Below are 11,234 nucleotides of genomic sequence, written 5' to 3'. Positions count from 1 at the left end.
TTGATTGATGATTATTCGGTTCGGAGGCTTTTTACGGGGTTGGTCAGTGCTGCTTTTATGGCTTGATAACTTATTGTAGCCAGAGTAATGGTCATTATTATGGCGACGGCCAAGACAAAAACCCACCAGTTGATGGCTGTTCTATACTCAAAATTTTCTAGCCAGCGGTGCATAAAATACCAGGCGATAGGTGTTGCAATAATACCAGCGATAACAATGAGTTTTAGAAAATCCTGCATCACGAGTGCCACCAAATGCTGTATACTTCCTCCCAATACTTTTCGGATTCCGATTTCCTTTGTTTTTTGCACCACAAAGAAGAGGATAAGGCCATAGATGCCTAAACAACCTATAAAAATGGCAATTCCAGAGAACACCCCGATCAATGAAAGGAATCGTTGTTCGGTTTCATAAAGTTCGGCGACATTTTCATCTAAAAATGCATAATCGAACAAGTAATCGGGAAATAATGCGGACCATTCTTTTTCGATATGGCTCAATGCTTCATCCGAAGAGGCCAGATTGATCTTCACGGCCAATTCCGAGTATATTTGGGGTGCGGGAGCAATAAATATGGGGTTGATGCTACTATGAAAATCGCGATCATGAAAATCGGCCACTACACCTACAATTTTAGCATTTAAGGATCCGCCGTTAATGGATAATGGTTTGCCCAATATTTCCTGTGGACTGGAAGCGCCTACTTTGCGTACGAAAGTTTCATTTACCACTAATTCGTCAACCGAATCCTTTTCATAAAAGTTTCGCCCCGCCACCAATTCAAGATCAAATGCTTCAATGTAATTTTTATCACCCGCTTTTACTTGAAGACTGAATTCTTCAGGTTCTGGACGGTTGTTGTAGACTACTCCAGTTCCCCAATTGTTGTTGCTTGCTCCTGGTGATCCAAAACAGGCGGTTACATTTGCCACGCTGGAGTTTTGTGCAATTCTTTCTTTTAGGCCATTTAATTGGGTTAATTCGATGTATTCTGGGATTTCAATCATGACCATTCCATCTTTGGTAAAGCCCAGATCTGAATCAATGGCATATTTTAATTGTTTGGATACAACGATAGAGCCAATAATCAATACGATAGAGATAGCAAACTGAACCACGACCAAAGCTTTTCGGGTAACATAACCTCCTGCATCGTTTTGTGAAACCTTTCTTTTCAAGGCCAAAACAGGAGCTATTCTTGCCAATAAAAGACCTGGATAACTTCCTGCCAATAAGGTTACCAATCCCAATAGAAGAATAACAAAACCAGCAAATTTTAATTGAAATAGCGTGGTAATGGAAAGTTCAAGATCAAAGAGGGTATTGAAAGAGGGCAAAATGGAAACGCACATGCCAATACCGATAACCAAAGCCAAAACGCTAACGATAAATGTCTCGGCCATAAATTGCCAGAACAGTTGGTTTTTAAAACTGCCCAACACTTTTCGAACACCAACTTCTTTAGATCTATAGGTAGATTGTGCGGTAGAAATATTAATAAAGTTGATACAGGCAACAATGAGTATAAAAAGGCCGACCAAGGAAAAAATCCATAAGGTTTTGGTGTCTATTCCTCCCTCATATCTCGAGTCCAAATGAGTCTGGGCGAGCGGTTGCACTTTGTAATGATGTACATTTTTGGTGTTTGGCCTATATTTCTGCACATACCCTTGAAGCTGATTTTCAATTTGTGCGATGTCTTGATTCGGACGCATTAAAGCAAAACAATGCAACGAAGAGTTGAGGCCTCCCCAAGTTTCTGATGACATAAATTCATCATAACTTTTCAAAGTTTCGAACGACACAAAGATTTGCTCCCCCACAAAAGTATTGTTGGGCAAATCTTGGAGCACCGCTGTGATAGTGATGGTCTGATTGTTTTCTATCTCAAAAGTTTGGTTGATAGGATTGGTATCCCCAAACATGAGTTTCGCCATTTCCTCAGTGATCATGGCGGTATTTGGCTCTGCAATGGGAGCACCATTGGAACCATCTACCAATGGAAAATTAAAAATGTCGAAGAACTCAGGTTCCACAAATGCAACTTCAGAAGTAAATTGCTTTCGACCCATGTAGCCGTCCAAAGTGATCAAGTAATTGCGTCGATCTACATATTTGGCCACTTTTTCGGCGTAGTCGTAATCTTGTCTAAAGGCATTGGCAAAGCCAGGGGGCACTGCTGCTTCATACTCAATAAAATCGCGATGTTCTTCAGTAGCAAAACGGTAAATACGATCACTATTGTTGTGGAAATTATCGAACCGCAAATGGTGTTGTACAAACAGAAATACCAGAATACTGCAGCCAAAACCAAGAGACAACCCCAATATATTGATCAGGGTAAAGCCTTTGCGTTTCCGAAGACTTCTCCAAGCGATTTTAAATTGATTTTTAAGCATGATTTGTTTTTTGATTGATGAATAGACCCCTTATACCATGGCACCCATAGGTTTGTTCTGACTTTCGGTCACAATTTGACCATCGAACAGGTTGATGACCCTGTGTGCATAATGTGAATCGCGATCGGAGTGCGTCACCATCACGATGGTTGTGCCCTCTTGGTTCAGTTCGGTCAATAGGTTCATCACCTCGATTCCGTTTTTGGAATCCAAGTTACCTGTTGGCTCATCCGCCAAGATCAATTTTGGATTGGTCACTACGGCTCTAGCGATTGCCACCCTCTGCTGCTGACCCCCTGACAATTGCTGTGGAAAGTGTTTTTCGCGGTGGGCAATTTTCATGCGCTCCAATACTTTTTGCACTTTTTCCCTACGTTCGGCCTTGTTCATTTTAAGATAGATCAAGGGAAGTTCTACGTTTTCAAAAACGGTAAGCTCATCGATGAGGTTAAAGCTCTGAAATACAAAACCAAGGTTTCCTTTGCGCAATTGAGTACGTTGGCTTTCTTTAAGGCCGCCAACTTCGTGTCCAGCAAAATTGTAACTGCCCTCGCTTGGGTTGTCCAACATGCCAATGATGTTCAACAAGGTTGATTTACCGCATCCCGATGGACCCATAATGGCAACGAATTCCCCTTTTTCCACTTTTAGGTTTACCCCGTTCAGTGCCAAGGTCTCTACTTCCTCGGTGCGGAAGCTTTTCTTAAGATCTGTTATCTGTATCATTTTTTGATGGTTGTTTTATGAATTAAAGACTTTGTTCGTTTGATTGATGTTACACTCCTCGGATTATTTTAAGACAATCCGTTCTGCATCACCAAAACTGTCGTAGTTACTGGTAATGACTTGATCTCCTGGTTCTAGCCCCTCAAGGACTTCATAATATCTTGAATTTTGTTTTCCTAAGCGCACATTTCTTCGAATGGCTTCATTTCCGTTGGCATCCACAACGAATACCCATTGGCCACCAGTACTTTGGAAAAAGCCTCCTTTGGGCAACAACATTGCGTCGTTGGATTCTCCCAATTGTAGGCGAATATTATAGCTCTGTCCAGCACGGATTGTTTCTGGTTTATCATCTGTGAAAACCAAGTCCACCTGAAACCTACCATTACGCACTTCAGGATACACTTTTCGAACTCGCAAAGCATATTCCTTGCCGTTTCGTTCCAAAGTGGCAGAAAGGTCACGTTTTACACGATCAATATAATGTTCGTCAATGTTGGCCTCGATTTTAAAATCGGTTAGCACGTTTATTTGCCCAATGCGTTCCCCTTGAGCAATGCTCTGTCCAATTTCGGCATCTAAAAACCCTAACTGCCCATCTGCAGGAGCTCTAACGTTAAGGTGATCCAAACGTTCGTAAACCATGGACAAGGTTTTGCTCATACGCTCCATGTCGGCATCCAATCCCTTTAGGGATGTTTCTCGTAATTCATCGTCTTGCTCCGTTTGAATTTTTACAATATCGTATTGCTTTTGGGCAAGCTGAAAATCCTCTTGGGCTTGCAGATACACCTCTTTGGACACCAACTCGTCTTCATACAAGGCTTTGTTTTGCTCATAATTTCTTTTGGAACGTTGCAATTCAAATTGTGCATCGGCCAAAGAGCGTTTTCCCTGTACTTGTCTGGAATCGAACGTAAGTTTGGTTGAACGCAGGTCGTTTTGCTTTAACGCCAAGTTACTTTCACTGGCCAAGATCTGCTCGTACAGGTTCATGTTTTCCAATTTTAGGATGATGTCACCCTTTTTTACCATGGAACCTTCCTCAATCAATTTTTCTGAAACCCTACCACCCTCATAGGCATCCATAAAAATGGTGGCGATGGGCGCAACGCTTCCGTTTATCGTAATGTAATCATCAAATTTACCAGCGGTAACCGACGCAATGGAAAGTCGTTCCTTTTCGGTTCTGAAAGTGGACATGGATGTCGCAAACAATAGTTTGTACCCAACGAACAATAGGAGCACGCCCAATGCGATGTATCCGAAGTGTTTTGGTTTAAGTCCTTTCTTTTTTTCTAATTGTATATCCATGGTATGTTTTAGTTGATGTTAAAAATGGGTAGCCCGTTATAAAAATCTATAGTACTCTGGTTCACCTTCAGTCTTAGGGCCACCTGTAAGTTTTCATTTTGTGCTACGCCAAACAAGTTTTTTGCTTGAAAAAGTTCTAATGCGTTGATCAAACCTCTTTCGTATCGTTTTTGGGCAATGGTAAAGGCCAATTTTTGGGACTCCATTCTTTTTGTACTTTGTTCATATTCTGAAACCAAGGCACGATTACTCTGCACTAATTGCTGTAACACTTTAAAAAGTTCCTGTTCTTGAATCTCTAAATTGTTTTTGGCTTGTTGAAAAGCAATTTTTTGCTGCTTTACCCTTGAATGATTGGACCAACCATTACTGATTGGAATATTAAGCGAAGCCCCAACATATTTGGAAGAGTTGTCTTTAAACTGTGTTCTAAATGGAATTAGATTACCATTATCATCTACATTGGTTTCAAAATAACTGGTTCCGATTCCCGCAATTAATGAAAGTGATGGATAAAGTGAACCACGTGTGGCCTGTAATTGTTTTTTGGCAGCAGTCACCCTATATTCTTGGGACTTAACCAAGGGAACAAATCCTCTTGCGGTTTCGTAAAGTGAATCCAACGCTACACCTTGCTCTTCAATTTCTGGAGCATAGTTCAGATTTTTCTCCAATTCAATATCATTTTGACCTATCAAGTTCATTTCTTGAAGCAAAATCAATTTAGCATCGGCCAATAAGTTGCGGTTTTGGGTCACCAAAAACTTATCGCCCAAAAGATTGGATTCAGCTTCGTACAAATCAGAACCAGCTTTAAGTCCCAGTTCCACTTGTTTTTCCACCAAATCGTAATTGGCTTGGGAAAGTTCTTGTTGTTCCAATGAATTGGCTAAAAGACCTTCGTAATATTTGATATCGTAGAAAGCGGACATCACTCTAAAGGCCAGCATAAATTTTTCTTGATCAATGTCCTCTTCTGAAGCCCTGTAAATAAATTTAGTGGCTTTGATCATGTTCATTTTTTGAAAACCTCTAAAAATGTCAAGATTGGCCCCGATAGAATAGTTGTTGCTAAAGAAATCCGTATTCACATAAGTGTTTGTGTTTGGATCTGGGGAACGACCATAGCGAATGGTATAATCTGTGGATCCGTTTACGGAGGGCAATAGGTCCCTGACCGATTGCCTATAGCTTTCCTTGCTGGAATCCATATTGAAGTTGGTATTCTTAACCTGAAGGTTGTGTTCTATGGCATAGGCCACACAATCATCCAGCGTCCAAGTTTGTTGGGCGACTCCTTTAAAAGTTAGGAATACGAATAAGGTTGTAATGTAAAATCTTAGGTTCATGTTTTTTAACTGTGCCAAAACATAGTCTATTCTTGTGCCAAAAACATAAACCATTGAAAATCAGTAAATAAATTATTTTAATGATTAAATTTTTAATTTTTACTGTTAAAAATTTATACACCCTTGTGTAAAATTATTAGACACGTTAAAAAAAGGTACAAAAAAAGCCTGGTCTACTGCCAGGCTTTTGATCAATCAAAATATAAATAAAGGATCATTCCCTATTTGGAGGTTTTGGCGGCCTCATTTTTTCGATAACGGATAGGTATTTTTTATATTCAGATTCAGAAAGAATAATTTTTAATTCTTCATTTTTATCTTCCTCTAAAGCTTTCATTTTTTCGAAACCTTCCTTGCGATCACCCTCCATAAGTGCATGCGCTTTTTCGTCGTATTTGTTGAAAATTTCAAGAAAGGACTTCCCCTTAATTTCATCCAAATCAAGGGATTCCAATAATTCTTTGGCCATTTGGGTTCGATTCGGTGGTGCCCCAGAATGACTTCTGTCTTTGCCTTGTGCAAATGTGTTTGCGCCAAAAATTAAGGCTGTGATTATAACTAAAACTCTCATAATTTAATTTTCATCAAACACTAAAGTATATAGGCAATTACATTTTATAAGTCAGTAATCGACCAAGTCCAGTATTCTATATACAAACACTAATATTTAATGGAAATCCACCAAACTGAAAAGGATTTTAAAAAACACTATCTTGGTTTTTCAATATTGGAACGAAGGTTGGTGGGGATTTAATACCAAACCACATAATAGCATGGTCAACGGCAAAATTTTATTGGTAGATGATAATAAAAGTATCTTGAGTGCGCTCGAGATCTTGCTTCAATTTGAATATAAAGAAGTGGTATCTATCTCCAATCCAAACCAGATTCCTTCTTTTCCCCAATTGGACAGTTTTGACCTTGTTCTGTTGGACATGAATTTCTCAGCAGGGGTAAACACTGGGAATGAAGGTCTATTTTGGCTACGTGAGATTCGGAAAAGGGCACCCCATACTTCGGTAATTATGATGACAGCCTATGGCGCTATTGATTTGGCGGTTAAGGCATTAAAGGAGGGAGCGGCGGATTTTATTCTAAAACCTTGGAACAATGAACGGCTCATGGCTACGGTTAGGTCTGCTTTTGAGTTGCGAAGATCTAAGCAAGAGATTCATGATTTAAAAAAGAAAGAAAGCAATCTGAAACAAGTGATCAATGAGGATAAAAGTCTCATTGTTGGAAATTCAAAACCCCTAACTTCAGTTTTGGAATTGGTGAACAAGGTGGCCAAAACCGATGTGAATGTATTGATCACAGGAGAAAATGGTACTGGAAAAGAATTGATTGCCAGGGAACTCCATCGATTGTCATCTAGAAAAAATGAGGTTTTTATTGGGGTAGATATGGGATCCATTGCCGAAAATTTGTTCGAAAGTGAACTGTTCGGACACACCAAAGGATCCTTTACCGATGCCAAAGAAGACCGAGCAGGAAAGTTTGAAGCCGCCCACCAAGGCACTTTGTTTTTGGATGAAATTGGAAATTTGTCCTTACAAATGCAGGCCAAGTTATTGTCTGCTATTCAAAATAGGTCTGTGGTTCGTGTAGGATCTAATAAACCTATAAAAGTTGATATCCGATTGATCTGTGCCACAAATTGCAATTTGGAACAAATGGTGGCTGACGGACTATTTCGGGAAGATTTGCTCTATCGCATCAACACCATTCATATAGAAGTGCCTCCTTTAAGGGAACGCGAAGAAGATATTTTGGTACTGGCAGAGTTCTTCTTGAAAAAGTTTGCCCAAAAATATGACAAGCAAGGATTGCGCATTAATAATTTGGCACAAGAGCGCTTAATGGAATACCCTTGGCCTGGAAATATCCGTGAGCTGCAGCATACTATGGAACGGGCAGTTATTTTATCGGATGGCAATGTGCTCAAACCAGCAGATTTTCTGCTTCACGCCAAAACCATGCAATCGTTTGAAAGTGACCCCACGACCCTGGACGAAATGGAACAAATCATGATTTCCAAAGCATTGGACCAACACGGCGGAAATTACAGTGCAGCAGCAGAGCAATTGGGAATTTCTAGACAAACCCTATACAACAAGCTTAAAAAGAAGAAATAGTGGCCAGCAGGAATTTCTATATACAGCTTATTGTTCGGGTTTTGATATTGACCGCGACCATTTTGGGACTGTCATTTTCGGTGTTGAACGGATGGTATTTTTCATTTGCTTTTTTGACGCTGATCGCGGCTTCGCAGGTGTATTCCCTAATTGTTTTCATTAATAGGACCAACCGAAAAATTGCATACTTTTTTGATGCCATAAAAAATGAAGACTTTACGCTTCATTTTCCTGAACGTGTTGCTATTGAGTCGTTTAAAGACCTCAACAAAAGTTTAAATCGGGTGAACGATTTGATTCATGAGGTGCATTTACAACTTCAGATTCGGGAACAGTATTACCAAGAGATTTTGAAACAGGCGAGTATTGGTATTATGACCTACAATGAAAAAGGGCATATCCTTTTTGCCAATCCCACAGCGGAAAAAATATTGGATTATACCCCTTTGAACCATATTAAGCAATTAATGCAGGTTGATGAAAACCTCTACCGAATTTTCAAATCTTTCAAGGCATTTGATCGCAAACTGTTTCAACTTTCCAATGAGCGTGAACAGATTCAATTGGCACTAAAGTCTACACCGCTGACCTTGGATGGACAATCTTTATTGTTGGTAGTGATTCAGGATATCCAGAGGGAATTGGATGAAAAAGAAACCGAATCTTGGGTACGACTAATTCGAGTTTTAACCCACGAAATCATGAACACGATTACTCCGATTGTGTCTATTTCAGATTCCATCATGAAATATTACAATGATAACGGACGGGTGATTGCACCTGAAAGTATCGATGAAAATCAAGTAAAAAACACGGTAAAAGGGTTGGAAGTCATTAAAGATCAAGGTGGGGATTTAATGGAGTTTGTACAGTCCTACCGTAGTTTGCTACACGTGCCAGACCCAACCAAGACCCTTGTGAACGGGCAAGGCCTTTTTGATAAAATCAATGTGTTGATGTCGGCTAGGTTAGGGGATAAAATTGACCTTAAGGTAATTTGTGAACCAGAAAAACTTGATTTTTATATTGATGAAAAACAGATATCCCAAGTCCTCATCAATTTGACCAAAAACGCCTTACAATCTGTAGAGAAAACCGAAAACGGTAAAGTGAGATTGGTAGGCGGAATAGATAAAAATGGCTCAAAATATATAGATGTTATGGACAATGGTCCAGGCATTCCTCCCGAGGTGATGGATGAAATTTTTGTTCCCTTTTTTACTACTAAAAATGAAGGTACGGGTATTGGATTGAGTCTTTCCAAAAGAGTGATGCAATTGCATGGCGGAAGCATTCAGGTTAGATCAGTGCCTCATCAAGAAACAGTTTTTAGGTTAACTTTCGCGTAAGGAGATGTAATGAAGAAAGCGGATATATTGAATTTTTGTTGGGATTATGTAAACAACAAAGCAGACCGATTAAAGAGAACAAGCAATGAGCTGCAACAATCCTTGACCTCAGAAACCAAAAGTACTGCAGGTGACAAACATGAAACTGGGCGGGCCATGGTGCAATTGGAACAGGAGAAATTGGCACAACAAATTCTGGAATTGGAAAAAGACCGAGCTGTCCTTAAAAAAATTGATATTGAAAAACTCCCTCAAAAGATAAGTCTGGGGTGTTTAGTAAAAACTTCGGCGGCCAATTATTTTATTTCCATTTCTGCAGGAGCCTTTAAAAGTGGAGGAGAGGTGGTGTATTGTATTTCTGCCAGCGCACCCATTGCGCAACTACTTTTGGGTAAGGAAAAGGATGAAAACTTTGTTTTTAATGAGAAATCGCAAACCATTCAAGAGGTTCTTTAATTTCTAATCCCAATTCGGTTTTTTACGGGTGGCTTTTCGTTCCGCTGACATCTTTTTTAGTTTAAGCCTTTTTTCCACGGAAGACTTTGTTGGTTTTGTTTTCTTTCGTTTTTTGGGAATTTCAAATGCTTTTGTAAGCACATCAAAAAGTCGTTTAACCACCAAATCTTTGTTGCGGTGCTGACTTCTAGCTTCATCGCATTGCAAAAGCAAGACACCGTCATTGGATAAACGCGATTGTAATTTGAGCAAAATTCGCTGCTTTTCGATATTGGATAATCCTTGCGATAATGCAATATTAAAAGACACCTCCACTTTAGAGGAAACTTTGTTCACGTGTTGCCCTCCAGCACCACTGCTTCGAACAGCCTTAAATTGTAATTCGTTATGTATTTGCTTTTTGTCCAACTTGAAGCCTCTTGTTGATGGTCTTCAAAGATACATTAAGAAAAATAGTGTCCCCTCTTTCTTGTTCAGTGTCCGTTTTGAAGAGAATTTTGGTACCATCTTCGGCTTCACTTTCGTTGAGGTAAAAACTACCCATAAAGAGGCTGTTGGTCACTTCGACCCTTAAACCCGAAGCATCGGAAAATTTGAATTCATGAGGATATACCAACACGGACCTATCTATTTCAGAATATGATTTGAGAAGTTTCATGGGCACTTGGTTAACATGCCCAAATAAGGATGCTGTATAATGATTAGGGGGATTTTTATAAAGGTACCTCGTGGTGTTGAGTGCAACTAATTCTCCCTTGTCCAATATCAAGGTGCGTTCAGCAAATGGCAATACATCACTTGGATCATGACTGGCCGTAAGTACCGTAATACCTTTTTTCTTGAGGTAGGGGAACAACTTTCTTCGTAGCGTGTTCCTTTTAAAGTTGTCGATATGTCCAAAAGGCTCGTCCAACAATAAAATTTCAGGTTCTTGAGCCAAAACTCTAGCCAAGGCTACTCTTTGTTGCTGTCCACCACTCAAATTTTTGACTTTGGTTTTGGCAAAATCTTCCAATTCAATCAGCTCCAATAATTCTTGGATACGCTCTTGATGGGTTTCACGTTCAAATACCGATAGAAACTGACCGATGTTTTCCTCAACGGTAATAAAGGGCATCAAATCGAAATCTTGTGCCAAATATTTCATATAAGGTTCGCCAGGCACCAAATTGAAATTAGGTCCCAAAGCTTCTTGTTCACCCCAAAAAATGGAACCATCCTCCACATGGAGCAGTCCATAAATAATTTTGAGCAATGTACTCTTGCCCGACCCACTTTCACCCATCAAGGCCAAATGTTCCCCAGGGACTACTTCAAATAAAATGTCCTTGAGTATCGGCTTTTCTTGGTAGCCAAAGGAATCAATCTGTACTTTAAGCATGTATGCGAATCAAAGGTCAGTTTAAGAAATCTGTCAAGTTGAGCGAAGCCGAGATTTGTTGATTAGCCCAAATAAAATGGTTCTCGACTCCGCTCGAATTGACTGTTTATATCTTAGAATTAAAG

General features: G+C 39.7%; 10 protein-coding genes. 3 read left to right on the top strand and 7 right to left on the bottom strand.

Going from position 1 to position 11,234, the window contains the following annotated elements:
- Positions 1–11: 11 nt before the first annotated feature.
- The 5 genes from BLQ18_RS02395 to BLQ18_RS02375 all read right to left on the bottom strand — a co-directional run bounded on the left by BLQ18_RS02395 (position 12) and on the right by BLQ18_RS02375 (position 6,359).
- The gene (locus tag BLQ18_RS02395; RefSeq protein WP_090292266.1) at positions 12–2,399 is read right to left on the bottom strand and encodes an ABC transporter permease; all 2,388 of its coding nucleotides are present in this window, start codon (positions 2,397–2,399) and stop codon (positions 12–14) included.
- A gap of 30 nt (positions 2,400–2,429) precedes the next feature.
- A complete protein-coding gene (locus tag BLQ18_RS02390; protein ID WP_090292264.1) occupies positions 2,430–3,125 on the bottom strand; it encodes an ABC transporter ATP-binding protein in 696 nt (231 codons plus the stop codon).
- A gap of 63 nt (positions 3,126–3,188) precedes the next feature.
- Positions 3,189–4,439 carry an efflux RND transporter periplasmic adaptor subunit gene (locus tag BLQ18_RS02385; RefSeq protein ID WP_090292261.1) on the bottom strand — a complete coding sequence of 417 codons (1,251 nt, stop codon included), beginning with the start codon at positions 4,437–4,439 and terminating at the stop codon, positions 3,189–3,191.
- Positions 4,440–4,447: 8 nt separating this feature from the next.
- Entirely contained in the window at positions 4,448–5,788 is a 1,341-nt protein-coding gene (locus BLQ18_RS02380) for a TolC family protein (RefSeq protein WP_090293643.1), read from the bottom strand.
- A 214-nt stretch (positions 5,789–6,002) separates the two neighbouring features.
- Complete coding sequence (locus tag BLQ18_RS02375; RefSeq protein ID WP_090292260.1) at positions 6,003–6,359, bottom strand: hypothetical protein; 357 nt, start codon at positions 6,357–6,359, stop codon at positions 6,003–6,005.
- A gap of 202 nt (positions 6,360–6,561) precedes the next feature.
- Between BLQ18_RS02375 and BLQ18_RS02370 the strand changes: the two genes are divergently transcribed.
- From BLQ18_RS02370 to BLQ18_RS02360, 3 genes are read left to right on the top strand one after another with little or no spacing between them, the layout of a single operon-like run.
- Positions 6,562–7,923, top strand: coding sequence for a sigma-54-dependent transcriptional regulator (locus BLQ18_RS02370; RefSeq protein WP_090293642.1), 1,362 nt, complete (start codon positions 6,562–6,564; stop codon positions 7,921–7,923).
- The gene (locus tag BLQ18_RS02365) at positions 7,923–9,272 is read left to right on the top strand and encodes a sensor histidine kinase (protein ID WP_090292258.1); all 1,350 of its coding nucleotides are present in this window, start codon (positions 7,923–7,925) and stop codon (positions 9,270–9,272) included. Before BLQ18_RS02370 ends, BLQ18_RS02365 begins: the two co-directional genes overlap by 1 nt.
- Before the next feature lie 9 nt (positions 9,273–9,281).
- Positions 9,282–9,728, top strand: coding sequence for a 3-oxoacyl-ACP synthase (locus BLQ18_RS02360; RefSeq protein WP_090292257.1), 447 nt, complete (start codon positions 9,282–9,284; stop codon positions 9,726–9,728).
- A 3-nt stretch (positions 9,729–9,731) separates the two neighbouring features.
- On the opposite strand, the gene arfB is transcribed toward BLQ18_RS02360, so the two are convergent.
- Positions 9,732–10,136, bottom strand: coding sequence for an alternative ribosome rescue aminoacyl-tRNA hydrolase ArfB (arfB, locus tag BLQ18_RS02355; RefSeq protein WP_090292255.1), 405 nt, complete (start codon positions 10,134–10,136; stop codon positions 9,732–9,734).
- Positions 10,114–11,109, bottom strand: a complete 996-nt coding sequence (locus BLQ18_RS02350; protein ID WP_090292252.1) for an ABC transporter ATP-binding protein — start codon at positions 11,107–11,109, stop codon at positions 10,114–10,116. Before BLQ18_RS02350 ends, arfB begins: the two co-directional genes overlap by 23 nt.
- Positions 11,110–11,234: the final 125 nt, after the last annotated feature.

It is taken from the genome of Flagellimonas zhangzhouensis, assembly GCF_900102925.1.
GTDB classification, from domain to species: Bacteria; Bacteroidota; Bacteroidia; order Flavobacteriales; family Flavobacteriaceae; genus Flagellimonas; species Flagellimonas zhangzhouensis.
The sequence above is the reverse complement of the archived record's forward strand: the minus strand, read 5'-3'. Positions and strand labels throughout refer to the sequence as shown.